A 25,610-nucleotide genomic window follows, 5' to 3' on the forward strand; every position below is an offset into this window, starting at 1 on the left:
CGTCGTTTCCGGTTACTTCTTGAGACGGTAGACCTGATGGCAGGCGCCGCAATCGGCACCGAGCGTCTGCACCGCTTTCTGGACGCCGGCCTGATCCGCCGGCAGGGCGGCGAGTATAGTATCTGCATCGCTTCCGAGCTTTGCCGCCTTGGCGCGGAAATCCGCATTGTTCTGCCAGATGGCTGGTGCGGCTTCCGAATTTGCCTCGGAGCCGGCCGGGAACTGATCCGGGAAGGCCTTGATATTGGTGCTGATCGTGGTCAGCGACTTCTTGACCGTTGCTTCGTCGTAAGGCTTCTCGCCCTTGGCGATGGCGCCGAGCGCCCCGACCGATCCGCCGATCTGCTTCATCATCTGCTCACGCTTGGCCTGCGGCGTTTCCTGCGCCGTGACCGCCGTGAAGCCAAGACAGAGAAGGGCTGTGGCAATCGTGACTGTTTTCAATCTCATCGACGAACTCCCGTGATCGCTCCGGCGGCGCCGGAAGCTATGCGTGGCGATGATCGCAAGCTTATACGTCTGAAAAAAGTCACTTTTTCGTCAGGGGCCTTTGGTCTGATGCAGGGCTTCGAGACCTTGCGTCAAGCGTCCCAGCGCTTCCGCCTGAAAGCGCTTACGGCTTGAGCGGCAGGCTGCGGCTTTCCTCGCGGCCATGGCCGGTGATCTCGATCCGGTCCGCAAAGATCGCCACAGTCGCGAACGTGTTGTCGTGTTCGGTATCCACCATGCCCTTGAAGTTGACATACCAGGTGCTGCCATGGCGGCCGAGATTGCCCTCGTGGTTGTGGCCGTTGAGATAGGCCAGCACATTGCCGGAGCGGTCGAAAAGCGCCACCAGCCGCTCGCAATTCCACTGGTTGTGCTGGTTTTCCGGATATAACGGATAATGCCCCATGACGACGACCGGCTCGCCAGCCACCTTGGCACGCGCCAGCGCATCCTCCAGCCAGGCATGCTGCTCTTCGCTCATGCCGCCGTTCCACGGCATGGCGTTGATGGCGCCGGCCTGCTCCAGCGCCCGCAGCCGCTCCACGGCCAAGGCATGCCGGGGATCGCCTTCAGGTGTGGAAAAGAGGCTCACCTCGCTGCCGTCGATGATCACGAAACGGATACCGCCGCGCAGGAACTCATGCCAGGGCGCCGGCATGCCGAGCCGGCGATGCACCTCGCCCAGATGCTCGGGCGCAACGGAGAAATCGTGATTGCCGGGCAGAAGCACGCTTTCATGACGAAGTGCGCCATAGATTTCCAGAACCGGAGCGAGGCTCTCCGCACCGCGATCGATGAGATCCCCAAGTGTGACCACGAAGGCAAGGTCTTCTTCGTTCAGCACGCCAATCGCGTCGCGCAGCTTGGCGAGGCTGTTGCGATAGTAACGGTCGGTCTCGAGCCAGGGCTCGATATCGGCATATTGGGGATCGGCGATGACGCCGAAGCGGATCAGGGGCGTGTCTTGAGGCATTCGAGCGGAGTTAGGCACGGCTTGTGACATGCGTGTGACGGGCTCACATTCCGCGGTTATTCCTCGTCCGACTCCGATGATTCCGGCGGTGACGGATCGAAATCCATGCCGTCGCCGACCTGATCGAGCGAGATCCTGCGGGGACCCGAGAGCTTTGTCCGCTTTGTCCTGGTCCTGTCGTTCTCGATGCTGCCGCGCGTGATCTTCAGAGTGCCCGCGTCATAGTCTGCAACGGTCAGCGTCGTCTTGCCGCTGCCACGATGCGTGTTGCGATAGTCGAACCGCGACAGGCGCATCTGGCCCTGTTTCCAGGCAAAGGCATAGGTCTTGGTCCACATGTCCCATCCGCCGGCCGTCGCGAAGAAACCAAGTTTGACGACAAGCTTGCCCTTTCCGATGGCAAGACCCCCGCTTTCGGCATCGAAGCAATCCTCGACATTGGAATTGTCCGAACGGGGAATAAGATCGTGATTGACCAGAGCCATGCTGTATCCCTCGCCCGAGGCAAAGGCGACGATCAGCATGCGCGGGCCGACGAGCGGTGTGCCGGAGAAGCTGAGATCCGGTTTTTCCGACTGGATGACCAGGGCAAGATCGGCGCGCTTGTCGCCATCCAGATCGCCCTTGGCTTCAGCTTCCAGCTTCCAGCCGGGCGGCACGAATTGCGAGCGATCAGCGACCCGTTCCGGGATGGCGGGATAATCGACCGGCGGCATGTCGTCATCCGTCGCTGCTGCCGGCAGAGCCGCAAAAGCCGCGGCAGCAACGATGATCCACGCCCTCAGAGATTTGCGCATCGCCACTCCCTCGCCTCCTGATTCTGCGGAGAATAGCAGGTTGCGATGGACGCAAGAAGGAGAGCACAAACCTGACCCCCAGAACGCGAAAACCCGGCATCCTGTGATACCGGGTTTTCGGATGCCTCGTTAAGACCGCTTACTTGGTGGCGGCTTCGTAGCGCTCCAGCACGTAGTCCCAGTTGATCAGGCTGTCGATGAAGGCTTCCAGATACTTCGGGCGCGCATTGCGGTAGTCGATGTAATAGGAATGCTCCCAGACGTCGACGCCGAGGATCGGCTCTGCGCCATGCACCAGCGGGTTTTCACCGTTCGGGGTCTTGGAGATGACGAGCTTGCCGTCCTTGACGGACACCCAGGCCCAGCCGGAGCCGAACTGCGTGGTGCCGGCCGCGATCAGATCGGCCTTGAACTTGTCGTAGCCGCCGAGATCGCTGTCGATGGCGCTCTGCAGCTTGCCCGGCAGCAAGGTGCCGCCGCCGCCCTTCTTCATCCACTTCCAGAAATGGATGTGGTTGTAGTGCTGGGCCGCGTTGTTGAACAGCGTCTGGTGGGTGCCGAAGGACTTCTTGACCACGTCTTCGACGGACAGATCGCTGAGGCCAGCTTCCGCCGCGAGCTTGTTGCCCATGTCGACATAAGCCTTGTGGTGCTTGTCATGGTGGAATTCGAGCGTTTCCTTCGACATGAAAGGCTGCAGCGCTTCGTAATCATAGGGCAGTTCGGGAAGTTCGAAAGCCATTGGTCTACTCCTCTTGGCAAACACCTTGGGTAAAGGGTCGTGCGGGAACATAGGAGCGGCAGGGCCAAGAGGCAACGGCGAACTTGCCAAAAAGCATGGGCGAGACGACAAGACGCTGCTGCATTTGGCGGCTAGAAGATGCCTTCGTTCTACCGAATCGGAGGCTCCCATGAAACCCGTTCATCTTCTCGCTGTTGCCCTTCTTCCGTTGACCGCGACTGCTGCGCATGCTTCTTCCGACAGCGCCTGGAGCGCGTTCCAGGCGGATGTTTCGAAAGCCTGCGTAACGGCTGCCAAGGGGCTTATCGAGAACGGCCGGGCGCTGGCAGATCCCTATGGCAGCGAGCATTTCGGGCTGGCGGTCGTCACCGGCAACGCAAAGGGGGCGAAAGTGACGATCAGCACGATCTGCGTCTACGACAAGAAGACCAAAAGGGCAGAGATCGGCGGCGAAATCCCCGCAGATCAGCTGCTGGTCAAGCCCTGAGACCTTTGCCTCACGCCGCGCGGCGGAAGGCGAAGCGCTTGCCGTCGGCCGTCGAGACCAGACCCATGCGATAGAGCGAAGCGAGCACGGCCTGCACGCTGCCCAGGCATTTGCGGCCCTGGCGGAAGGCTGAGGCGATGGTGGCCGCATCGACGGGACCTTCGGCCTCCATCAACTGATGGAGCACCGCGGGTGTCTGGTCGCGTTCGTCGGTCGGGAAGCCCGGCTTGGGGCCGCTTTTCGCCACCGCCGCCTCGCCGAAATCGGCCTCCAGCTGCTCGGCCTTCTCCTTGTCCGAACCGAAGCGCGGGATCTGGTAATCCGGCCGCAGCCAGCGCACTAGGCCGCGCTTTTCCTCCCTCGCCCGCTCCCTGTTGAGCACCACGAGATTGACCAGCACCTCTTCCTCCGGCAGATCGACCGGCCAGCCATAGGCGTCAGCCACCGCGACATCGAGCTTTTCGTGCAGTTCCTTGAGGATCAGCACCAGCCCGTCATCGAAGATGCGGCGCTCCTTCTCGTTGAGATCGGCGGGTTTGACGCCGGATTTCAGCCGCTCCAGCACATTGTAGAGGCCGGTCAGGGTCAGGTGGTCATGATCCGCCAGCACCCGCTTGCGATGGGCATCAAGCTCTTCGGCAATGGCGCCGATGGCGTGTTTCTGGGCGTCGGTGGCGGCGGGAAATGGGAAGGGGTCGAAGCAGCGGGATTTGACGTAGACGGAGTCATTGCCGACGCCGAGCCAACTGCCTGTACGGATCGCCCAAGGGACATGGAGCCATGACGACAGGACACCCAGCGAAAAGCCATCGCTCAAGCCGATAGCGACCAGCTTGTTGTCCGGCAGGATCGAGGCGTCGAGGAACTGGAATACGCGGTGCTTGGCGGTCTCGACGGTTGCGATGTAGCGGGGGAGGTTGAGAAGGGCGGGACGCAAGTCCCTTCGGGGCTCGCCAAAAATCCACCAGTTATCGCGATAGGACGTGCGATTGTTATCATCACGCTCCGGCTTTACCGTCGTAAGCAGGTGCTGATAAACTGAAGGGAACCTTGCTCGCACCTCTTCTGCCGTCATGCCGAATAGATCAATCACCATGACGCCTCGCGGACGGTCGGTAAGATCGCGGCCGTTGCGATAAACACGAATGTGCTGATCGAGACCGGGCAGCCGACCAAGGCCGAGTTGTTCCGCCTCATTGGGCGAAACGATGAAGCCAGAACCGTGCAGCTTCATTCCTGGGGAACACATCGCAGCGTTCGCCATCAACTCCACCGCGCCGGTCACATCCACCCCAACCGTCAGATCCGAATTGATCTTGCCGGTCTTCTCGGCAAACGAAATCACCGGGCTATCGGTCTCGACCCCCTCCTCCGCCGTCACCTCCAGCAACCGGCCGTCGTGTTTACCCGCCTGCGCTACCGTCATGGCGATGCGCACGGCGGCGCTGTCCTTCGTCACCTTGGTCCAGGGATGGTCGGCAATCGCCATGACAAGCGACAGCGGCTTCTTGGCCGCGAGATAGGGCTCCATGACCCGGCGCTGGAACACCTGGCTGATCGAATTGGTGGTGACGAAGCCGAAGCGCTTCAGCCGGGTCTTCGGTTTGAGCAGGATCTCGGCCGAGCGGTCCCACCAGTACATGACGAAATCGGCACTTTCGTTCATGTGTTTATGCGCCTTCCACAGCGCCTCGGCATAACCCGACCCCATGCGGGCGCGGATATCCTTGCCGCCGACAAACGGCGGGTTGCCGACGATGTAATCGGCGTCCGGCCATTTCGGCCGGCGCGGGTTGGGATAGGCTTCCTTGCCGTCCACCACTTTCGGCATGGGGTAGCCGTCCCACAGCAGCACCGCATCCATCTGCTGGATATTGTGGAAAGCCTTGAGGATCGGTTCGGAGGGGGCGACGCCCTTGTTGCGGAAATGCCATTGCAGATGGCCGATCCACAACACCAGCTCGGCGATCGCCGCGGCGCGCGGATTGATCTCCATGCCTAGAAACTGGTGCGGATCGACGGTGTGGCTTTCCAGCGCCAGTCCTTCCTGACCGCCGAGATCGTTCAGCGCCTCCAGCACTTCGCCTTCCAGCCGCTTCATCAATTCCAGCGAGACGTAGAGGAAATTTCCGGTGCCGCAGGCGGGGTCGAGCACGCGGGTTTCGCAGAGCCGGCCGTGAAAGGCGGCAACCGTTGCGATTGCCGCATCGGCCTTGCCCTCGGCCTTCTGCCGGTCGGCGGTGGAGCGGGCATTGTCCCATTCGGCGCGCAGCGGATCGATGACGGTGGCGATGACCAGCCGTTCCACATAGGCGCGCGGCGTGTAATGGGCGCCGAGCTTGCGACGGTCGGCGGGATCGAGCGCCTGTTCCAGGAAAGTGCCGAAGATCGCCGGCTCGACATCCTTCCAGTCATAGCGGGCGGCCGCCAGCAGTTCGCCGATCTCCTCCTTTGCCAGCGACAGCGCCCGCCGCCGCTTGAAGAATTCGCCGTTGAACTTCTTCACCTTTTCGCGGATCGTCGCGGTAAAGGTGCCCTCGTCCATCGCCTTCCACAGGTCTTCCATCATGCCGGGAAAGATCTCGGGCTTTTCCGCACAGAGCGTCAGCAGCTCCTTGAAACTGTCCTTCGGCAGAAGTTCGACATCTTCGGCGAACATGGTGAACAGCATGCGCATCAGGAACATCGCCACGTCTTCGGTGGCATGGCCGGATTTTTCCAGCGCCTGGCTGACCTTGGCGATCCGGCCGGCGATCTCGCGGGTGACCTTGGCGGCGTGACGGGAGGGATCGAGCGAAGTCGGATCGGTCCAGATCGCGGCGAGCCTGTCGCGGACGTCCTTTTGGCGCAGGTCCTCCAGATAGATGCGGAACGAGCGGCGGTCGGGGAACTGGTCATAGGCCTTGCCGTCGCGGCGGAAATTGGCATAGACCTCGATGGCGTGCCCGACATCGCAGACCAGCACGAAGGGCGGCGGTTCATGGCTTGCGGGCAGCAGTCGGACGTAGTTTTCCGCCTGGGCGCGGGCATTCATCATCAGCACGTCCCAGGATCGGTTGGCCGAGACGCGGCGGCCGCGCGGCGTGGCTTCGAGCCCAGGAAGCTGCGGCGCATCCGGAACCTTCTTGTCACCGGAAAGGCGGCTCTGCTTGGCCTCCAGCACGAAACAGTCGCGCTTGTAGAGATCGATGCGCTTTGCCGAGACCGAGCCGTCGCGCGACACTTCCCTGACCACCCGCTCGAAGACATAGTCGTTGGTTTCGTGGGCGGCAGATGCCGGATCGGGATGGGCCAGCCCCAGCAGGCCGCACAATTCCGTCAGGAACAGCGCGTAGTTGGCGCGCTCCTGCCCGCCTTCCTGCCCCTGCCAGCGCCTGATGAAGGCTTCGACTGCCTCTGCCACCTGTGATTCCGCTCTCCGTATGCCGGCCGGGGATCATAAGGACCATCCCCGGTTAAGCAAGGCGCAGCCGCACGAAACGAACGATCCGCGCCATCCACGGTTTCATCCGCCAGCGCGGTAGCCGCCTGCTCCAGACCGGTTCAGGCGTCGCCGCGGCCGCCGGAGCGGGCCCAGTCCATATAGACTTCCAGCGCCTTGCGGGCGACCGGGCCTTCCTGCAGGGAGCGGTCTTCGAATTTCGTTACCGGCACGATCTTTGAATAATTGCCCGAGGTGAAGATCTCGTCCGCATCGGCAAAATCCTGAACGGTCAGCGTCGTCTCGCGAACCTCGAAGCCAACCTGGCGCAAAAGCGTGATGAGGCGCGAGCGGGTGATACCGGCGAGGAAGGTGCCGTTGGCGATCGGCGTCATGACCACGCCGTCCTTGACGAGGAAGATGTTGGAGGACGCGGTTTCCGCCACATTGCCGTTCATGTCGCGGGCCAGCGCATTGTCGAAGCCGCGGGCGCGGGCTTCCAGGATCATGCGGCCGCTATTGGGATAAAGGCTGCCGGTCTTGGCGCCGGTCAGGGCCACTTCCGGGTTGGGGCGGCGATAGGGCGAAACAGTCAGCGAGGACGGCTTTGCCGTGTGCATGGGCGCTTCGAACAGGCAGAGCGCGAAGCGGGTGGATTCCGCATCGGGCGCGACAACGCTGAACGCCGTGCCATGCTCGGCCCAGTACATGGGCTTGATGTAGATCGCCGTCTGGCCGTCGAATTTCCTGACGCCCTCCCAGGCCAACGCCTCGATTTCCTCAGGCTTCATCGTCGGATCGAGGCCGATATTGACCGCAGACCGGTTGATGCGCTGGCAGTGCTGGTCGAGATCCGGCGCAATGCCATCGAACCAGCGGGCGCCGTCGAACACGGTCGAGCCCAGCCACATGGCATGCGAGGTGGGGCCGATTAGCTTCGGGTTGCCTTCCAGCCATTCGCCCTCCACGAAGGTCCAGGTAGCGGTGCGGGGGGCTGTGTCGACGGGCATGACGATCTCCTTCAGGGCATATAAAACGCCGTGAATGAAGGGCGGGCGCGGCATAAGGTCAAGCGAGAATTGGAGATGAGCCATCACAATAATTGATGGTTCCGGCATAACGAGGTCATCGTAGCGCCATACAGGCCGTGCTAGTCCCTGCCCAATTGAAGTGAGAGGATCGAGCGATGGCGTGGTCTGCCGAGCAATATGTGAAGTTCGAGGACGAGCGGACGCGCCCGGCGCGCGATCTGCTGGCGCAGGTGCCGCTTGCCGAGGCCTCGGACGCCTACGATCTCGGCTGCGGCCCCGGCAATTCGACCGAGCTTTTGGTGGAGCGCTTCGGGGCAAGCCATGTGACCGGACTGGACAGCGACGAGAACATGCTGACCGCGGCCCGCCAGCGCTTGGGTGGCACGCAGTTCAGGAAGGCCGACCTTGCGAACTGGCTGCCGGACGCGCCGGCCGACCTGCTTTACGCCAATGCCGTATTCCAATGGGTGCCGAACCATATCGACGTGCTGGCGCAGCTGATGGACCACCTGAAGCCCGGCGGCGTGCTGGCCGTGCAGATGCCCGACAACCTCACCGAGCCCAGCCATACGCTGATGGAGGAGACCGGCCTTGCCGGGCCGTGGGCTGCGGCCTTCGAAGGCGGCAAGGTGCGGCGAAGCCCGCTTCCCGCCCCTCAACGCTATTTCGATGCACTGATGCCGAAGGCTGCCCGCGTCGATCTTTGGCACACCGTCTACTATCATCCGCTGGCCGATGCAGAAGCCATCGTCGAATGGGTGAAGGCGACGGGTTTGCGGCCTTATCTCGATGCGGCAGGAGCGGAAAACGCCCAGGCCTTCATCGCGGATTACACGGCAAGGATCGCCAAGGCCTATCCGGCGATGGCGGATGGGCGCGTGCTCCTGCGCTTCCCGCGGCTGTTCCTCGTCGCCGTCAAGGCATAAAGCTTCGGCTTACTTGCGCTTCAGGTCCAGCTGGGTGGTGACGACCGACTTGCCGGATTTCGGATCCTGATCGACGGTGCGAATGCGCAGCCCGTCATCGCCGACCTTCTGGATCGTCATCTTGGCATCGCGATCGCCATATTCGGCAACCGCCCAGGTCACATCCAGGGCTATCGTATCGCCGCTGCGGCTGCCGACCAGCTTTGACGGCTTGCCCGACACGCCGACGTAATTGCCGGAATAGGCGTTTCCGGATGCCTTTATATTGGCGTTGAAGCTGCGCGACACGACCGCAAGAGCACGGCATGTGCCGTTCATCGAAAAGCTCGATGCCTGGGCATCTGACTGCATGTTGCAGGTGACGTTGACATTGCTTCCGCCGATGCTGGTCAGCACTTTTCCGCCGCCGCTCCATTGTCCTTCTATGGATTTCAGGAAGTCCTGTTCGGCAGCGGATGCCGCGGAAGAGACAGACATGGCGCAAGCCAGGGCCAGCGCGGATAGAACTCGCATGATGAAATTCCTGTTGGGTTGAGAGGGGTGAACTTCACTGCCGGCGGTTTGTTCCGCAGCGGCTGTTCTTCACTCGCCCAAAAGTCAGGCCTACTGACCCTGCGCCGGCGGAAGCAGCGTCTGGTCGTTGGCGGGAGCGACCTGCTGGTCCGGGGAGCGGTTGCCGTTCATGTGCGACCGGCCCGAGTGGTTCATGAAGCCGATGCTCAGGATCAGGCCGACCAGAACGACAAGCACGGCGACGAACAGCCAACGCATCAACAGCAATATCCTCTTCGCTTCTTTTCGATACAATTTCCTCAGCGCGTCTAAAGCAGAACAGTTGGGCGGCGGTGCGGCATTGCGGGAAATCAAATTGACACGGGCAAGGCTACGGCTGCAATCTGCCCATTCGGCTTAACCTCCCCCCGTGAAACCTGTCGCACCCATGCCAAGATCGATGCCATTGTCGCTGACCCCGGACCTTGTGGAACTTTGCTTCCGCGAGGAGACGGACCCCGGCCTGCCGCCAAGCTGGCTGCCGCTGAGCGACGAGGATTACGCCCTGATCGCCGATCGGCTGACCGCAGAGATCGGCGACGCGCCGCTCTGGGTCTTCGCCTATGGCTCGCTGATCTGGAAGCCGGGGTTCGATTCGATCGACAGCCGGCGGGCGACCGCCTATGGCTGGCACAGGTCGTTTTCGCTCCGGATCGAGCGCGGCCGCGGCTCGCCGGAACAGCCGGGCCTGATGATGATGCTGTCTCGCGGCGGGCGCTGCGACGGGGTGATCTACCGGGTTCCCGACCACGACAAGCGCGAACAGATCGAAAAGGCGCTGCGCCGTGAAGTGAGCCACCAGGACAGCCTGGAGACGTTCCGCTGGTTGCCGGTGCGCACGGATGACGGCGAGACGATCCGGGCGCTGACCTTCTGGGTGGGCGGCGACAGCCCGCGCATCGTGCGCCCACTCCAGCCGCTCGAAGAGGTGGCGCCGGTGCTGGCGCGCGCCTGCGGTCATCGCGGCTCCTGCGCCGAATATCTCTACAATACCGTCGTGCATCTGGCCGAATTCGGCATTCGCGACCGCAATCTGTGGCGTCTGCAGCATCTGGTGGCCGAGGAAATCCGGGCAATGAAGGCGCAGGGTTCCGCCTCGTCCGACAAGGGCTGAGGCGGACCGGGAAGATTGGCGGGCAGGAGTTGCAGCGGGTCGCCGATACGAATACCGCTATTGATCGATATGCCGGTTGGAGGCCACGCCGTGAGTGAACCCAAGCGTCCGATTCTCTATTCGCATCCTTTCTCGTCCTACTGCCAGAAGGCGCTGATCGCACTCTACGAGAACGGGACCGAATTCGACATCCGCATGCTCGGTCCGGACGATCCGGATGCCTATGCGGACCTCGTCGCCCGCTGGCCCGTAAAGCGCTTTCCCATGCTGATGGATGGCGGCCATGCCGTTCACGAAGCCTCGATCATCATCGAATATCTTCAGGTCCACTATCCCGGCCCGGTGCGATTGATCCCCGGCGATACTGACGCGGCGCTGGAAGTGCGGATGCTGGACCGTTTCTTCGACAACTATATTTCGACTCCGCAGCAAAAACTGGTCTTCGACGCGCTCCGCCCGCAGGACCGCCGGGACCCTTACGGCGTGGAGGAAGCCCGCACCATGCTCGACGCTGCCTATGGCTGGCTCGATGCCCGCATGGTTGGGCGGGAATGGGCCGCTGGCGACAGCTTCACCCTGGCGGACTGCGCTGCCGCACCTTTCCTCTTCTATGCGGACTGGTCGCATCCGCTCGGCGAACGCTTCCCCCAAGTCACGGCATATCGCAGCCGGCTCCTCGCGCGCCCTTCCTTTGCCCGCGCCGTGGACGAAGCCCGCCCATACCGGAAGTACTTTCCGCTCGGCGCGCCTGATCAGGACTAACCTGCAGCTCGGCGCGTGGCAGGACTAATCCGAGCGCCGAGAAAGTCGATGAAGGCTCGAATACGGGCCGCCAGATGCTCGTGGCCGGCATACACGGCGTGAATTTCCTCTATGTCCTCGGGATTGTAATCCTCCAGCACGGCGAGCAGGTTTCCGGCTTCGATATCCGGCTCCACATGGAAGCGGCCGACGCGGCCGATGCCGAGCCCATCAAGGCACCATTGCCGGATGATGGAGCCGCTCGACCCCTTGAGATTGCCCGATATCGGCCGCGCTTCCACCATGCCGGTCTTCGGATCGCGAAACGGCCAGCCCTCGATCGAGCGGCGGAAATTGAAGTTGATGCAGTTATGACCGTCGAGATCGGCCGGCGTCCGGGGCATGCCATGGCGCGCAAGGTAGGCCGGCGATGCGATGACGGCCTGGCGGCTCTGCCCCAGCCGACGCGCCATCAGGGAACTGTCGCGCAGCGGCCCATGACGGATGGCGATATCGACGCGGTCGCGAATGACGTCCACCATGTCGTCCGTCAGGGTCACGTCGAGTTGCACGTCCGGGAAGGTTTCCAGGAACTCGCCCACCAGCGGCAGGATATAGCGCTCGCCAAAGCCGACCGAGGCATTGACCGAAAGCGGACCGCGCGGCAGCATGCGGCCACCCCCGGCCACCACTTCTTCCATATCGGCGATCTCGGCCAGGATGCGGCTTGCCCGCGCCAGATAGGTTTCGCCTTCCGGCGTCAGTTGCAGGGTGCGCGTGGAGCGCACGACAAGGCGCGTGCCCAGCCTGTCTTCCAGCCGCGTCACGAGCTTGCTCACCGCCGAGGGCGACAGCTTGAGCTTGCGGCCCGCAGCCGAAAAGCTCTTTAGCTCAGCGGCGAGCGCGAAGACTTCCATTTCGCCTGCGCGGTTATCCATGATGGGTTCCTTGTGGGTTTTGCTTTGCGCGTCCGCTGAGGGACCCTGCGCCTGCTAGGGCAAGTGACGCGGCTTTTTTCTCCGTCATTCCTGTGCTTGTCACAGGAATCCAGTCACGGCGCGTCTGCGCCGTGGAAAGACCCTCTCGCGCCATGGACATGGCGCTGCTAGATTCCTGTGACAAGCACAGGAATGACGGCGAGAGAGCTTTGGGACCCTTACGGACCACCCGCATCTTCGCCGCATCACCCACGCATCACCTGTGACTTCATTTCACAAATGATTATCCACTTTTGCCGCTACACAGGCAAGTGCGCGAAGCAGATATTGCGTTGCAGAAGACGGCTCCCTTACTCCTGAGGATTAAAACAATGCCCCTTGCTCTTTATGCCCTGACGGCCGGCGCCTTCGGCATCGGCGTCACGGAATTCGTCATCATGGGCCTGCTGCCGCAGGTCGCCGCCGATATCCACGTCTCGATCGCCACCGCCGGCCTGCTGATTTCGGGCTATGCGCTCGGCGTCGTCGTCGGCGCGCCGGTCCTCACCGTTGTCACCGGACGCTTGCCGCGCAAGACGGTTCTGCTCGGGCTGATGGTCGTCTTCATCCTCGGCAACGCGATCTGCGCACTTGCTCCGAGCTACGAGATCCTGATGGCCGCCCGCGTCGTCACGGCGCTCGCCCACGGCACCTTCTTCGGCGTCGGCTCGGTGGTCGCGACTAAACTGGTCACGCCCGACAAGCGCGCATCCGCCATTGCCGTGATGTTTACCGGGCTGACCGTCGCCAATATTCTCGGCGTGCCGTTCGGCACCTGGCTCGGCCAGACCTATGGCTGGCGGTCGACCTTCTGGGCCGTTTCGCTGGTGGGGATAGCAGCGCTTGCCATCATCGTGGCGCTTCTGCCCAAGGATAAGGAAGCTCCCGAAGCATCCGACTGGAAGGCCGACCTCAAGGCGATTTCCCGCACCCCGGTCCTGCTCGGCCTGCTTACCACGGTGCTCGGCTATGGCGGCGTGTTTGCCCTGTTCACCTATATCGCGCCGTTGCTGACGGATATCGCCCATCTGCCGGAAAGCTGGGTCTCGCCGATCCTGCTCGTGTTCGGCGGTGGCCTGATTGCCGGCAATCTTCTCGGCGGCAAGCTCGCCGACCGCAATCTGCGGCTGACCGTGCTCGGCACGATGGCGCTGCTCGGCATCGTGCTCGTGCTGTTCCCGGCTGCCTTCCTGAGCCCGGTCACGTCGGTCATCTTCGTCGGCCTGCTCGGGCTTGCCGGGTTCGCCACCGTCGCACCGCTGCAGATGTGGGTTCTGGGCAAGGCGGAAGGTGCGGGTGAACAGCTTGCCTCGTCGTTCAACATCGCCGCCTTCAACCTCGGCAATGCGCTCGGCGCCTGGGCCGGCGGCTTTGCGATCAGCCACGGACCCGGACTTGCCGGGGTGCCTTACGTCTCGGCCCTATTCCCGACTGCTGCCATCGTCGTCGCGCTGATCGCCATGAAGGGCGAACGACGCGACGCAAGCCCTGCCCTTTCCACCCGCTAAACCCAAATTCAAGGAGACATCCCATGGAATATCGTAGTCTCGGCGCATCCGGCCTCAAGGTGCCGGTCATCTCTTTCGGCGCCGGCACGTTCGGCGGCTCCGGCCCGCTGTTCAGCCATTGGGGCACGACGGATGTGGAGGAGGCCCGCCGCCTGGTCGACATCTGCCTGGAGGCCGGCGTCAACCTGTTCGACACGGCCGACGTCTATTCGAACGGCGCTTCGGAAGACGTGCTCGGCCAGGCGATCAAGGGCCGGCGCAACGAAGTGCTCATCTCCACCAAGGCGAGCCTGCCGACAGGCGACGGGGCGAACGACTGGGGCTCGTCGCGGGCGCGGCTGATCGCCTCCGTCGAGGCGGCGTTGAAGCGGCTGGACACGGACCATATCGACATCTTCCAGCTTCATGCCTTCGACGCCTCGACGCCGGTGGAGGAAGTTGTCTCGACGCTTGACCGGCTTGTGCAGGACGGCAAGCTGCGCTATATCGGCGTCTCCAACTTTTCCGGCTGGCAGATCATGAAATCGCTGGCGGCTGCCGAGAAAAACGGCTGGACGCGCTATGTTGCGAACCAGGTCTATTATTCGCTGGTCGGTCGCGACTACGAATGGGACCTGATGCCTTTAGGCCAGGACCAGGGGCTCGGCGCTCTGGTATGGAGCCCGCTCGGCTGGGGACGGCTCACCGGCAAGATCAGCCGTTCGAAACCCATTCCCGCAGAAAGCCGCCTGCATGAAACGGCGGATTTCGGTCCGCCGGTGGCCGAAGACCTGCTCTACAAGGTGGTCGATGCCCTGGAAGAGGTCGCAGCGGAAACAGGCAAGACCGTGCCGCAGGTGGCGATCAACTGGCTGATCGGCCGGCCGACCGTTTCCTCCGTCATCATCGGCGCCCGCAACGAGGAACAGCTGCGCCAGAATCTTGGCGCCGTCGGCTGGTCGCTGTCGGCGGATCAGGTGGCAAAGCTGGATGCGGCAAGCACTGTTACGGCTCCCTATCCGCATTTCCCCTACCGCCGCCAGGAGGCCTTTGCGCGGCTCAACCCGCCACTGGCCGGCTGAGCCTCCTGCTTTAGCGCTTGATCGAAACACGAAGAGGCCCATCTAGTAAGGGCCTCTTTCTCGCCCGGTCCCGTGTCGGGCTCACCTTCCAAAGGAATTCCCATGCACACAGTCACCGCCCATGGCGCCAATATCCCTGCTCTCGGCTTCGGCACCTTCCGCATGCCCGATGCGGAAGTTCACAGCATCCTGCCGCAGGCCCTGAAGCTCGGTTTCCGGCATGTGGACACCGCCCAGATCTACAAGAACGAGGCTGCCGTCGGCGACGTGATCGCCAAGTCCGGCATTGCGCGCTCGGACATCTTCCTCACCACCAAGGTATGGGTGGACAAGGTCGGCCATCAGGCCTTCATCGCATCGGTGGACGAGAGCCTTGCGAAGCTGAAGACGGATTACGTCGATCTGCTGCTTCTCCACTGGCCGCAGAGCGAGATGCCGCTCGCCGACCGGATGGGTGCGCTGAACGAGCTGCGCCAAGCCGGCAAGGTGAAGAATATCGGCATTTCGAACTTCTCGACGGCATTGATGGACGAGGCGGTTCGTCTGTCCGAGGCTCCCGTCGTCAATAACCAGATCGAATACCATCCCTATCTCGACCAGACCAAGGTGATCGACAAGGCGCATGAGACGGACATGTCCGTGACCGGCTATTACCTGATGGCGGACGGCGCGGTGCCGAAGGACGAGGTGCTGAAGGATATCGGCTCCAGGCATGGCAAGACGGCGGCGCAGGTGGTGTTGCGCTGGGCCGTGAGCCAAAAGGGCGTGATCGCGCTTTCAAAGACCTCGACGGCAAGCCGTCTTTCGGAAAACTACGACATCTTCGACTTCACGCTGTCCCCGGAAGACATGGACGCGATCCACAAGCTGGCGCGGCCCGATGGACGCATCGTCAATCCCCGCCATCTCGCTCCGGAATGGGACCGTTAGAAAGCGGATAACGCGCACTTATGCCACCATCGCAGCAGACCCTCGGGACAGGCCCGAGGGTGACGAACCGGGAGACCGGAGCAGCAATCAGGCGTCGAAGTGTAGATCTTCGGTTATGCGGTCTGCTTGACATACATCTCGGGATCGAAATCGACGCGCCTTACTTCCCCGTCAGGCATTTTCAACACAAGCTCGACGCCCCCGCCAATAGAACGCATGTAGCGAACGACCGACGATAGAAGCACATCGTCAGCGCTCTCGATCTTCGAAACGGTATTCTGGGTCATGGAGGCACGCGTAGCGACCTCCTGCTGTGTCGCATTCATCGCCTTGCGCACTTCCGCCAAGGCCTTACCCAAACGCCGATCTTCCCGTTTTGCATCGAGCCGGGTCCGGACATCTTCGGGAAGTTCGGCACGTAACGTCTTCCACTCAGTGCTCATCTTCGTACTCCTTGAGCCACGTATCGAACCGCGCATCTGCTTTCTTGATCAGCTGTCTGTAAAAAAGTGCCTGGTTCCCACCTTGCTTGTCGCCACCGCAAAGAATGATGGCCCTTTGAGCAGGGTCGAACGCGAAAGCAAAACGCCACACCTGCTGTTTAAACTTAACCCTAATCTCTTTCATATTGGCATGGTCAGAACCTGAAAGCGTATCCACTTCAGGACGGCCAAGGAATGGACCATCGTCTTCCAGATGATCGAGTACCTCACCAACCAGCTCCTTCAATCCCATTTCCAGGCTTTTCCACTCAGGAATGAAGTCGGCATGGAAACGCACTTCGTACGCCATTGATTGCCTCAAATATATATTTAAAGATATAACGTCAAGATTGCATCAGTATTTTGAAATGGCGCTTCTGCCATGGCAAGCCGTTAATATGACAGAGTATTCGAACATTCTCATCCATGGCGAGGCAAGCTTGGGTCTTTAGGTCTCCCATCGCCGCCGATCGAAAGGTTGCCGGCAAGTCCGGGAGGATCTGCCCGCCTAGCGGTCCTCCCGTTTCCCCTCCTGCTCCTAACCACGACTTGGGTGTCCGGCCAGCAGCAGCGACAAGGCTCGGCCTCCGCCTCACATCTCATTCGCCCTTGTTGTTCGGCCCTGCCGCTCTACCATTGGAGCTTGCAACAGGAGACGATCATGCAGCCTGAAGACCGCATCAAACGCCACGAAGACACCATCCAGCGCCTGAGGGAAGATGCGGAATGGCTGCATGAAACAGGATTCTGGACGGATATCGCCAGCAATGCGGAACTGATTGCCGCCAATGAGCAGATGACCGCGCTTTACGTAAGCCTGGTGCGCGAATTGACGAGGCCCGTCGGCTGACGGCCTCGTCGCGTTACGCTTCTAGGACCAACCTTAAAGCCAGCCCTTCCGTTTGAAGTAGAGATAGGGCAGTACCATCGACACGATCATCATGACGATGGCGAGGTGGTAGCCGTAGTGCCACTGCAGTTCCGGCTGGTAGGCGAAGTTCATGCCGTAGATGGAGGCGACCAGGGTCGGCGGCAGGAAGACGACCGAGGCGACCGAGAAGATCTTGATGATCTGGTTCTGCTCGAGATTGATCAGCCCCAGCGTCGCATCCAGCAGGAAGTTGATCTTGCTGGACAGGAAGGCCGAGTGATCGCCGAGCGATGTGGCGTCCCGCTGCAGCAATTTCAGCCGCTGGCGAAGTTCCTTGGAAAGCTTGCGGTCCACGCCATCGAGCGCGGCATAATAGGCAACGACACGGCTGACACTGACGAGACTTTCCCGCGTCACCGTGATGAACTCGCCCTTCTGGCCGATCGCCCGGAGCAGTTCCTGCAGGTCGCGCGTCTTCTTGCTGGCCTTATCGGCCTTGGCCACGAAGACTTCCCGCGAGATCTGGTCGATCTCGTTGCCGAGACGTTCCAACGTATCGGCCATCCGGTCGATGATCGCTTCGATCAGGCCGGTCATGATCAGTTCGCCGGAAGCGGAATGAATGCCGATACCGTTCGGCTTGCGGGCGCGCGCCATGAAGGCGTCGAAGGGACGCGGCTCCGCATAGCGAACGGTAACCAGGGCCTGGCCCTTGATGATGAAGCAGACCGGAACCTTGTGCGGTGTGCCGGCGTCCGGCCGGATCAGCACCGTCATGGTCATGAATTCGGCGCCGTCCTCCTGATAGAGCCGGGCGGATAGCTCGATATCGTCCATCTCGTCCATGGTGGGCACGGCAATGCCGAGGCGCTCACTGACGAGACGCTCTTCTTCGGAGGAAGGCTCGACCAAATCGTACCAGACGATGCCCGGCTGGCCATCGACCGGAAGGTCGAGAGCGGCGGACACGAGGCGGTCGTTGTCATAGGCATGGATACGCAGCATGACGGCTCCTTTTTTGGACCATCAGGTCCTCGGAGCCCAGTATCCGAGAGAACGGATCAGAGCCCCGAAGTCACAGGTCTGTCTTTTGACGTCGAACTTCGACTGTCGGGGTTCATCTCGGTTGTTCCTTTGAAAGAAGGGACGCCCGGTCGGCCGTCCCTCTGGAAAAGCGCTTGCGCCTAGCGCACACGAAAGTCAACGACTTTTTCGAAGGTACGGTGACGGCCTGGGACCGCACGCGGTTTAAACCTCCGCGCCCGGGTGCTGCGACCGCAGTTCCGCATTCTCGGCTTCAAGCTGGGCGAGGCGTTCACGCAAGGGACCCACCGCAGCCAGCACTTCCTGCTCGGTAAAGCGGGGCGTGATGTGCTGCTGGCAATTCCAGTCGAAACTCGCCAGCCGCAGGCGAAAGATACGCTCGACCTTCGCCTTGTAGCCATTGTCCGCCAACTGCTCGGCCAGCGCCGGATCGTCGTCGACGCCGAGCTTTTCCACATGCGCATAGATCTTCAGGCGGGCGCGCCGCGGGTAATCCATCAGGAACAGGCAGGCGCGATCATTCGCCGCCCAGTTTCCAGTGCTGATATACTGCCGATTGCCGCGATAGTCCGCAAAGGCCAACGTCGTGTCGTCGATCACCTTCAGGAACCCACGCGGGCCGCCGCGATGCTGGACATAAGGCCAGCCGGTCTCCGACACCGACGCGACATAGAGGCTGTCGCGCTCGGCGATGAAGGCCTTTTCGTTTTCGGTGAAGCGGTCGAATTCGCGATGGCCGCGAAAATCCGACCAGATGCCATCCGCGCCCATCTCGGCTTGCGCGGCGCGAACGCTCGGCGTGACTGCAATATCAAGAAAGCCGTAGGACATGATCTTCTCCCGCATTGAACGCGATGACGCGAATATGGATCATTCCATTCAGCAGCGTAATGCCGCAATATTGGCGACCACCTATCCAACAAATGGGAAAACAAATGGACCGCCTGGAAGCCATGTCCCTGCTGATCGAGGTCGCCGAGAGCGGCAGTTTTTCCGCGGCGGCCCGTCGCCGCGGCATGCCGGTCACCACCATCACGCGGAAGATCTCTGATCTTGAAAAGGCGCTCGGGGCGACCCTTCTGGTCCGCACCACACGCAAGCTCAGCGTAACCGATGCCGGCGGCACCTATCTGGCTGCTGCGCGCAGGATCATCGCCGACGTGGAGGAGGCCGAACGGGAAGCGGCCGGCGAATTCAACACGCCGAAGGGCGAACTCGTGATCACAGCGCCCGTTCAGTTCGGCCAGCTGCATGTCCTGCCGATGGTGACCGACTTCCTTGACATGTTTCCCGAGATCAATGTCCGGCTGCTGCTGCTCGACGGCAATGTGCCGATGCTGGATGGCCATGTGGATATGGCGGTACGGATCGGCAGCCTTGCCGACAGCGCGATGGTGGCAACGACAGTCGGCTCGATGCGCATGATCGTGTGCGCCAGCTCGCAACTGCTGGCCTCCAAGGGCGTGCCGGCGACGGTTGACGACCTTCGGCGGATGCCCTGCATCGTTTTCGAAGGGCCGGCCGCACTGTCGGACTGGAGGTTCATCGACAAGGACACCAAGGCACCGATCATGTTTCGGCCCATCCCTCGCCTGTCCGTAACGACAGCCGAGGCTGTGGTGCGGGCAGCCCTGCGCCATGTCGGCGTGGCGCGGCTCCTGCATTATCAGGCGGCGGACGCGATAAAATCCGGGGCGCTGGAGATCATGCTGGAGGCGTTCGAGCCCAAGCCGGCGCCGGTCAGCCTCGTGCATGTCGCACGCGGGCAAATGCCGCTCAAGATGCGGCGCTTTCTCGATTTCGCGGCACCGCGGTTGAGAGACTTGCTGCGATGAGAATTCCGGATCAAGCCGCAGCACTTCGGGTCTGCGGCTTGATCTTTTAAAAAGGAATTAGACGAACTGCGACAGGCCGGGCACCGAGCCCACCACCTGATCGACGGTCTCGTCGCCGGCATTTTCGCGGGCAACGGCCATGGTTTCCTTGGCAAGCGTGGTGATCTCGCCCATGCCAAGGCCCTGGCTCATCAGCTGCTGGCCGAGCGCCATGACGCCGCCGCCGAAGCTCGCCATCAGGCTACCCAGGAGGCCGCCGCCGCCGGCTCCTTCACCGTTGAATTTGGCGACGAGTTCGGGCGCGCCGGGAATGGCTGCGATCATCTTGGCGACCGCGGCATCATCGGCTTCGCGCTGGAGGAAACCCAGCATCATCCCAATCGCCTTTTCGGCGACGTCGGGCGCAAGGCCAACCTTATCGGCGACACGGGATACCAGTTCGTTCATGGGGAGATTCTCCTCGGAAATCTGACGTTGACGTCAAGGTAATATACATACTTGGCAGATTGCGCCAGACGCGGCAACAGCACCTTAGACGCGAAACCTTACGGCAAAAAGACGCAAGCCTGACGAAGGGCGTCAGTCGCTCGCCTTGCCGACCGTATCTGCCATATAGGCGCCGCGCTTGCCCATTTCCTTCGGGTGGCCGGTGGTGGAATCACGCGTCGTCTGATGCTCGAGCTCGGCGTTGATTTCGGCGCCGACGATGACGATGATGACGGATACCCATGTCCAGACCATGAAGCCGACCAAGGCTCCGAGCGTGCCATAGGTCGCGTTATAATCGGCAACGTTGGACAGATAATAGGAGACGGCGAGCGAAGCTGCCAGCCAGAAGAATGCCGCAAAGGCCGCGCCCCAGGTGATCCAACGCAGCTTGGCGGGCTCCCGGCTCGGCCCAAAGCGGTAGAGCGCCATGATGCCGGCGCCGACGAACATCATCATCAGCGGCCAGCGCGCAATGCGGATGATCATCTCCGCCCAGCGGTCGAGCCAGAGATAGCTCAACACGGCGGGCACCACCCCCATGAAGATGATGGTGACGACCACGATCAGCAGAGCGCCGAAGGTGAAGGCGAGCGAGATGAGATTGAGGCGCACGATGCTGCGCTTCTCGTTCTCGCCATAAGCGACATTCATGGCCTCGAACAGAGCCTTGATGCCGTTGTTGGAGCTCCACAGCGCCAGAAGCACACCGAAGACGATGCCGAGTGACAGGGTCGTGTTGCGTTCGGTGGTCAGCGCCCGCAACTGGTTGAGAAACAGGTCGAGCGCATCCGCCGGCATGACCGTGCTCAGGAAATTGATGCGGTCGACAATGGCGGCAGGATCGGAAAACACACCGTAGAGCGAAACGAGGACGGTCGCGGTGGGGAAAAGCGACAGCAGCAGATAATAGGTAACACCGGCTGCGATTAGCATGACGCGGTCCTGTTGTATGGACGCATACAGCCGCCAGAATACGTCCTTCAGCCCCTTGGACGGTATTTCCGAGGGCGAATCCGCTTCGCGCCCGCGGTCCTCTTCCACAGAGATGGTCGTATCGCTCGTCGTCATGTCGCCCCCAGCTTTCCCGGTGCGGCAGCGGCGGAACTTCGGCCCGTTGCCCGCGCTTGCGGCACACCCTATAACTGACCACGAAACGCTGCCAGGGAGGTCATAGTTGCATGGACGAAGCGGGAAAACTCTTCATTGGCGGCAGTCGCAAGCCTGACGATAGCCTGAACAAGCCGGAATATCTGGAGCTGAAGTTCGGCAACCGGCACGGGCTGATCACCGGCGCCACCGGCACGGGCAAAACCGTGAGCCTGCAGGTGCTGGCGGAAGGCTTCTCGAAAGCCGGCGTGCCGGTGTTCGCGGCCGACATCAAGGGCGATCTTTCCGGCGTGGCGGCGCAGGGCGAGCCCAAGGATTTCCTGGCCAAGCGCGCCGAAGAGATCGGCTTTTCCGACTACGAATTCGACAAGTTCCCAGTGATTTTCTGGGACATCTTCGGCGAGAAGGGTCACCGCGTCCGCACCACGATCGCGGAGATGGGACCGCTCCTGCTGTCGCGCCTGATGGATGCCTCCGAGCCGCAGGAAGGCGTGATCAACATCGCCTTCAAGCTTGCCGACAAGGCGGGCCTGCCGCTGCTCGATCTCAAGGATTTCACCTCGCTGCTGAACTACATGGCCGAGAATGCCGGCGAGCTTTCCAAGGAATTCGGGCTGATCTCCAAGGCTTCGGTCGGGTCCATCCAGCGCGCCATGCTGGTGCTGGAGCAACAGGGCGCCGAGCATTTCTTCGGCGAACCGGCGCTCAAGATCAGCGACATCATGCGGATCAACCCGAACAATGGTTACGGGCAGATCTCGGTACTTGCCGCCGACAAGCTGATGATGAACCCCAGGCTCTACGCCACCTTCCTTCTCTGGCTGCTGTCGGAGCTTTTCGAGGAACTGCCGGAAGTGGGCGATCCGGACAAGCCCAAGCTGGTGTTCTTCTTCGACGAGGCGCACCTGCTGTTCGACGATGCACCCAAAGTGCTGCTGGACCGCATCGAACAGGTGGTAAGGCTGATCCGCTCCAAGGGCGTCGGCGTCTATTTCGTCACGCAGAACCCGATCGACGTACCGGAAAGCGTGCTGGCGCAGCTCGGCAACCGGGTGCAGCATGCGCTGCGGGCCTATACGCCGCGCGAGCAGAAGGCGGTAAAGACGGCGGCAGAGACATTCCGCCCCAACCCGGCCTTCGACTGTGCCACTGTCATCACCACACTGGGGACCGGCGAGGCGCTGGTCTCGACGCTGGAGGGCAAAGGCGCGCCTTCCATCGTGGAGCGGACGCTGATCCGCCCGCCGTCGGGCCGCATCGGGCCGCTTACCGATGCGGAGCGTCAGGCCGTGATGGACCGGAGCCCCGTGCTCGGCGTCTATGACGAGGATATCGACCGGGAATCGGCCTTCGAGAAACTGGCCGCGCGCGCCCGGCAGGCGTCCGACCAGGCCGCGGCAAAACAGGCGAAGGACGAACTCGCTCCCTCCCCGCCGGCCGGCTCCGGCGAGACCAGTGGCTGGACGCTTCCGGGCTTCGGAAACAAGGACGACGAACCGCAGGGCCGCGGCAATGGGCGCACGGTGGGCCGCTCCGGCTATCAGCGCGAGACGATTATCGAAGCCGCACTGAAGAGCGTGACCCGCACCGTCGCCACACAGGTGGGCCGGGCGCTGGTGCGCGGCATTCTGGGTAGCCTCAAGCGGTGACGCATTTCGCAGGAGCGGCGGCGGCAAGGACTTGTCTTCACAGGTGCGCTCCCCTGCTTTCCGCCCTGGCAATGCTGTTTCCGTTCGCGGCGCAGGAGGTTGAGGCCGCCGATCTCGCGCATGGCAAAAGAGTGTTCCAGACCTGCAGTTCCTGCCATGTGGTGGATAGCGAAGCCACCCGCTTCGGCCCGACGCTGAAGGGCGTCGTCGGCCGCAAGGCCGGCTCCGTGCAGGACTTTCGCTATTCGCAGGCGATGAAGGATGCCGGTGCGGCAGGGCTCGTTTGGGACGAGGCAGCGCTTGGCGAATTCCTTTCCAGCCCGAAGCGCAAGGTGCCGGGCACATCCATGCGCTTCTGGGGCCTTTGGACGCAAAGCGAGATCGACGATGTCATCGCCTATCTCAAGGCCAATCCTTGATTGGGGCCTACCGTTCCCGGCGCTTTTGAGCTACGATTAAGTACGATTAAATCCCGTAATTCCGCTTAGGTGAGGCCATGCACAACTATATCGCACTGATCCGCAAGGACGCTGATAGCGGTTACGGTGTTTCCTTTCCCGACTTCCCCGGCGTCGTGACCGCCGGCACCGATCTCGACGATGCCCGCCGCATGGCCCAGGAGGCTTTGGCGCTTCACGTCGAAGGCATGGAGGAAGACGGCGAAGCAATCCCGGAACCATCCGCGCTGGAAACCATCATGGCCGATCAAGAAAATAGCGACGCCGTGGCGACGATGCTATTTCAGAAGCGCAAGGCCTGAACTTCTCCGCCCGCCAGAAGCCTTACGTCACTACCGCTTGCGGACGAACTCCGTGCGCAGCACCAGGCCCTTGATGGCGTCGTGGCGGCAGTCGATTTCCTCCGGGTTGTCGGTCAGCCGGATGGACTTGATAACGGTGCCCTGCTTCAGGGTCTGGCCGGCGCCCTTGACCTTCAGGTCCTTGATCAGGCTGACGGAATCGCCATCCTTCAGCACATTGCCGGCGGCATCCACCACCTCTACTGCACCTGCGGCCTTGGCTGCGGCGGCAATTTCCGACGCAGGGCGCCAGTCGCCGGTCGCTTCGTCATAGACGTATTCGTCGTCATCGGCAGCCATGGGTACTCCTTCGGGAACCGAGCATCACTCGTCAGGCCGCTTACAACGGCAGCCTGCGGCACGCAATCCCCAGCCCCCTTCCGGTGCCGTTCATCACCCGTCGTCATTCGGGATATTGAGGATCTCGCCGCAGGCCTTGCAATGAACGGCATCGAGATCATGCCGCTGCAGCCCGCAGCGCGGACAGGGAAACTGGACCTTCAACGGCCTGACCACCGCCTGGGCCAGCCGCACGAAGAGCGAGATGCCGATGATCATGGTTGCGACGGAGGTGAGCTTTCCAAGCGTTCCCGGCAGCGTGATATCGCCGAACCCGGTCGTGGTGACGGTGGCGACCGTGAAATAGAGAGCATCCACGAAACCCTCGCTTCCTTCCCGGTCATAGAAGAAGCTCGTATAGACGAAGCCGGTCACGACGAAGAGGAAGACCAGGAAATGCAGGACGGCCTTCGCCACATCCTGCAGGTGGCCATAGCCCAGCCGCCGCAAGCCCTGCCGCAGAAGCGGACTATCGCCCACAGCCCAGAGCCGCATGACGCGCAGGAAAGCGAAATTGTAGAGCAGATCGGGAAACAGCAGCGTCGCCAGCACGACGAGATCGATCCAGGTCAGCGCCCGACTAATCCACACCCTTAAGCTGGGCGCAGCCAGGGCGCGGGCGGCCATTTCGGCCATGATCCACAGGGCGACCCCGTAATCGATGATGAGATAGGTCGGGCGGGTGCGCAGATAGGGACCGAGCAGGAAGAAGGCGAGAATGGCGAGATCGACCGTTGCGAGCAGCACCTGCCAGCGCAAGGCCCAGCGGTCATGGCCGCGTTCGATCCTTTGCAGCTTGTGCCGCAGGTCAGCAAGTGGAGACGTCATTGGACCTGCATGCGAGGATTACGATCATGCACGAGACATAGCGCCCCGGTGCCGGCCTTCAACAGGCCAAGAGCCGGGACTTACCGCATTGGCGCCGTGGACATGGTGGGGGTGTCGGGGCGTGTCGGGCCTGCTCAAGGCGCTCCTCATGATCGAATGGCAAGCCCGACCTTTGGGACTTGTCAATCCGCGTAAGCCGGTCCTATAAGCGCCCAGCGGGCGGTTTCGCCTGCGGTGGCCGTGCATCGGGAGGACATGGCAGCCGAAAGTCCGTTTTTACAGGGCACTCCCGATCCGCTGGACACGAACGGACCGAGATGGCGCCACGTCTGCCGGTTTATCGTTAGGTTCCCTCGCGTCTGCCTTAGGACCATGGAACTCGCTGCAGCGAAGATCGGTTCGACATCCAACCCGGAGT

The 25,610-nt window shown here is 62.0% G+C and carries 28 protein-coding genes and 1 pseudogene; 12 read left to right on the plus strand and 17 right to left on the minus strand.

All coding sequences use genetic code 11. The features are described 5' to 3' along the window. Nucleotides 1-12: 12 nt before the first annotated feature. From EPK99_RS20745 to EPK99_RS20760, 4 genes are all read right to left on the minus strand, one after another. Nucleotides 13-450 carry a c-type cytochrome gene (locus EPK99_RS20745; protein ID WP_128444957.1) on the minus strand — a complete coding sequence of 146 codons (438 nt, stop codon included), beginning with the start codon at nt 448-450 and terminating at the stop codon, nt 13-15. 163 nt (nt 451-613) lie between these two features. Further along, nucleotides 614-1,462: a metallophosphoesterase gene (locus EPK99_RS20750; RefSeq protein ID WP_128444958.1), complete on the minus strand. Its 849-nt coding sequence runs from the start codon at nt 1,460-1,462 to the stop codon at nt 614-616. A 56-nt stretch (nt 1,463-1,518) separates the two neighbouring features. After that, complete coding sequence (locus EPK99_RS20755; RefSeq protein WP_128444959.1) at nt 1,519-2,259, minus strand: hypothetical protein; 741 nt, start codon at nt 2,257-2,259, stop codon at nt 1,519-1,521. A 139-nt stretch (nt 2,260-2,398) separates the two neighbouring features. Continuing rightward, the gene (locus EPK99_RS20760; RefSeq protein WP_128444960.1) at nt 2,399-3,001 is read right to left on the minus strand and encodes a superoxide dismutase; all 603 of its coding nucleotides are present in this window, start codon (nt 2,999-3,001) and stop codon (nt 2,399-2,401) included. 169 nt (nt 3,002-3,170) lie between these two features. Here EPK99_RS20760 and EPK99_RS20765 point away from each other — a divergent pair, with 169 nt between their 5' ends. Next, a complete protein-coding gene (locus EPK99_RS20765; RefSeq protein WP_128444961.1) occupies nt 3,171-3,488 on the plus strand; it encodes a hypothetical protein in 318 nt (105 codons plus the stop codon). Nucleotides 3,489-3,498: 10 nt separating this feature from the next. On the opposite strand, the gene EPK99_RS20770 is transcribed toward EPK99_RS20765, so the two are convergent. Next, a complete protein-coding gene (locus tag EPK99_RS20770) occupies nt 3,499-6,891 on the minus strand; it encodes a class I SAM-dependent DNA methyltransferase (protein WP_128444962.1) in 3,393 nt (1,130 codons plus the stop codon). A 140-nt stretch (nt 6,892-7,031) separates the two neighbouring features. After that, nucleotides 7,032-7,919 (minus strand): branched-chain amino acid aminotransferase, encoded by an 888-nt coding sequence (locus EPK99_RS20775; protein ID WP_128444963.1) that lies wholly within the window; start codon nt 7,917-7,919, stop codon nt 7,032-7,034. Between the two features lie 176 nt (nt 7,920-8,095). On the opposite strand from EPK99_RS20775, the gene tam reads away from it, so the two are divergent. Continuing rightward, entirely contained in the window at nt 8,096-8,866 is a 771-nt protein-coding gene (gene tam, locus EPK99_RS20780) for a trans-aconitate 2-methyltransferase (protein WP_128444964.1), read from the plus strand. A 9-nt stretch (nt 8,867-8,875) separates the two neighbouring features. On the opposite strand, the gene EPK99_RS20785 is transcribed toward tam, so the two are convergent. Continuing rightward, complete coding sequence (locus tag EPK99_RS20785; protein ID WP_128444965.1) at nt 8,876-9,379, minus strand: hypothetical protein; 504 nt, start codon at nt 9,377-9,379, stop codon at nt 8,876-8,878. Nucleotides 9,380-9,469: 90 nt separating this feature from the next. Beyond that, the gene (locus EPK99_RS25385) at nt 9,470-9,637 is read right to left on the minus strand and encodes a hypothetical protein (RefSeq protein WP_164901828.1); all 168 of its coding nucleotides are present in this window, start codon (nt 9,635-9,637) and stop codon (nt 9,470-9,472) included. Nucleotides 9,638-9,818: 181 nt separating this feature from the next. Between EPK99_RS25385 and EPK99_RS20790 the strand changes: the two genes are divergently transcribed. Both EPK99_RS20790 and EPK99_RS20795 read left to right on the plus strand, forming a co-directional pair. After that, nucleotides 9,819-10,532 carry a gamma-glutamylcyclotransferase gene (locus EPK99_RS20790; protein ID WP_245582513.1) on the plus strand — a complete coding sequence of 238 codons (714 nt, stop codon included), beginning with the start codon at nt 9,819-9,821 and terminating at the stop codon, nt 10,530-10,532. A 90-nt stretch (nt 10,533-10,622) separates the two neighbouring features. Beyond that, a complete protein-coding gene (locus EPK99_RS20795) occupies nt 10,623-11,294 on the plus strand; it encodes a glutathione S-transferase family protein (protein ID WP_245582502.1) in 672 nt (223 codons plus the stop codon). Here EPK99_RS20795 and EPK99_RS20800 read toward each other — a convergent pair. Next, nucleotides 11,291-12,211 (minus strand): LysR family transcriptional regulator, encoded by a 921-nt coding sequence (locus tag EPK99_RS20800; RefSeq protein WP_128444967.1) that lies wholly within the window; start codon nt 12,209-12,211, stop codon nt 11,291-11,293. The two genes, EPK99_RS20795 and EPK99_RS20800, sit on opposite strands and share 4 nt — an antisense overlap. A 371-nt stretch (nt 12,212-12,582) precedes the next feature. Between EPK99_RS20800 and EPK99_RS20805 the strand changes: the two genes are divergently transcribed. The 3 genes from EPK99_RS20805 to EPK99_RS20815 all read left to right on the plus strand — a co-directional run bounded on the left by EPK99_RS20805 (nt 12,583) and on the right by EPK99_RS20815 (nt 15,749). Continuing rightward, a complete protein-coding gene (locus EPK99_RS20805) occupies nt 12,583-13,758 on the plus strand; it encodes an MFS transporter (protein WP_128444968.1) in 1,176 nt (391 codons plus the stop codon). Nucleotides 13,759-13,781: 23 nt separating this feature from the next. Continuing rightward, complete coding sequence (locus EPK99_RS20810; RefSeq protein WP_128444969.1) at nt 13,782-14,819, plus strand: aldo/keto reductase; 1,038 nt, start codon at nt 13,782-13,784, stop codon at nt 14,817-14,819. 102 nt (nt 14,820-14,921) lie between these two features. Further along, entirely contained in the window at nt 14,922-15,749 is an 828-nt protein-coding gene (locus EPK99_RS20815; RefSeq protein ID WP_128444970.1) for an aldo/keto reductase, read from the plus strand. A gap of 113 nt (nt 15,750-15,862) precedes the next feature. On the opposite strand, the gene EPK99_RS20820 is transcribed toward EPK99_RS20815, so the two are convergent. Together EPK99_RS20820 and EPK99_RS20825 are read right to left on the minus strand one after the other, a co-directional pair. Further along, nucleotides 15,863-16,192: a helix-turn-helix domain-containing protein gene (locus EPK99_RS20820; RefSeq protein ID WP_128444971.1), complete on the minus strand. Its 330-nt coding sequence runs from the start codon at nt 16,190-16,192 to the stop codon at nt 15,863-15,865. Then, entirely contained in the window at nt 16,182-16,541 is a 360-nt protein-coding gene (locus EPK99_RS20825; RefSeq protein WP_128444972.1) for a type II toxin-antitoxin system RelE/ParE family toxin, read from the minus strand. The genes EPK99_RS20820 and EPK99_RS20825 overlap by 11 nt, the downstream gene beginning before the upstream one ends. Before the next feature lie 351 nt (nt 16,542-16,892). Between EPK99_RS20825 and EPK99_RS20830 the strand changes: the two genes are divergently transcribed. Continuing rightward, nucleotides 16,893-17,081: a hypothetical protein gene (locus EPK99_RS20830; protein ID WP_128444973.1), complete on the plus strand. Its 189-nt coding sequence runs from the start codon at nt 16,893-16,895 to the stop codon at nt 17,079-17,081. A 33-nt stretch (nt 17,082-17,114) separates the two neighbouring features. Here the strand turns inward: EPK99_RS20830 and EPK99_RS20835 are convergent, their stop codons facing one another. Further along, nucleotides 17,115-18,107, minus strand: coding sequence for a magnesium transporter CorA family protein (locus EPK99_RS20835; protein WP_128444974.1), 993 nt, complete (start codon nt 18,105-18,107; stop codon nt 17,115-17,117). 243 nt (nt 18,108-18,350) lie between these two features. Beyond that, on the minus strand, nt 18,351-18,977 hold the full coding sequence (locus EPK99_RS20840) for a pyridoxamine 5'-phosphate oxidase family protein (RefSeq protein WP_128444975.1): 627 nt from the start codon (nt 18,975-18,977) through the stop codon (nt 18,351-18,353). A 104-nt stretch (nt 18,978-19,081) separates the two neighbouring features. Here EPK99_RS20840 and EPK99_RS20845 point away from each other — a divergent pair, with 104 nt between their 5' ends. Further along, the gene (locus EPK99_RS20845) at nt 19,082-19,981 is read left to right on the plus strand and encodes a LysR family transcriptional regulator (RefSeq protein ID WP_128444976.1); all 900 of its coding nucleotides are present in this window, start codon (nt 19,082-19,084) and stop codon (nt 19,979-19,981) included. Between the two features lie 57 nt (nt 19,982-20,038). On the opposite strand, the gene EPK99_RS20850 is transcribed toward EPK99_RS20845, so the two are convergent. Together EPK99_RS20850 and EPK99_RS20855 are read right to left on the minus strand one after the other, a co-directional pair. Continuing rightward, a complete protein-coding gene (locus EPK99_RS20850; protein WP_128444977.1) occupies nt 20,039-20,428 on the minus strand; it encodes a hypothetical protein in 390 nt (129 codons plus the stop codon). A gap of 132 nt (nt 20,429-20,560) precedes the next feature. Then, nucleotides 20,561-21,538 (minus strand): YihY/virulence factor BrkB family protein, encoded by a 978-nt coding sequence (locus EPK99_RS20855; protein ID WP_128444978.1) that lies wholly within the window; start codon nt 21,536-21,538, stop codon nt 20,561-20,563. A gap of 110 nt (nt 21,539-21,648) precedes the next feature. On the opposite strand from EPK99_RS20855, the gene EPK99_RS20860 reads away from it, so the two are divergent. From EPK99_RS20860 to EPK99_RS20870, 3 genes and pseudogenes are all read left to right on the plus strand, one after another. Further along, a complete protein-coding gene (locus tag EPK99_RS20860) occupies nt 21,649-23,226 on the plus strand; it encodes a helicase HerA-like C-terminal domain-containing protein (protein ID WP_128444979.1) in 1,578 nt (525 codons plus the stop codon). Between the two features lie 71 nt (nt 23,227-23,297). Further along, nucleotides 23,298-23,645, plus strand: coding sequence for a c-type cytochrome (locus EPK99_RS20865; protein ID WP_128444980.1), 348 nt, complete (start codon nt 23,298-23,300; stop codon nt 23,643-23,645). Nucleotides 23,646-23,722: 77 nt separating this feature from the next. After that, nucleotides 23,723-23,983 (plus strand): annotated as a pseudogene (locus EPK99_RS20870) (type II toxin-antitoxin system HicB family antitoxin); the annotation flags it as partial. A gap of 33 nt (nt 23,984-24,016) precedes the next feature. Here EPK99_RS20870 and EPK99_RS20875 read toward each other — a convergent pair. Both EPK99_RS20875 and EPK99_RS20880 read right to left on the minus strand, forming a co-directional pair. Further along, a complete protein-coding gene (locus EPK99_RS20875) occupies nt 24,017-24,325 on the minus strand; it encodes an alkylphosphonate utilization protein (RefSeq protein ID WP_128444982.1) in 309 nt (102 codons plus the stop codon). Nucleotides 24,326-24,418: 93 nt separating this feature from the next. Continuing rightward, complete coding sequence (locus tag EPK99_RS20880; RefSeq protein WP_128444983.1) at nt 24,419-25,192, minus strand: potassium channel family protein; 774 nt, start codon at nt 25,190-25,192, stop codon at nt 24,419-24,421. Nucleotides 25,193-25,610: the final 418 nt, after the last annotated feature.

Origin of the sequence: Neorhizobium lilium, assembly GCF_004053875.1 — a bacterium.
Classification (GTDB): domain Bacteria; phylum Pseudomonadota; class Alphaproteobacteria; order Rhizobiales; family Rhizobiaceae; genus Neorhizobium; species Neorhizobium lilii.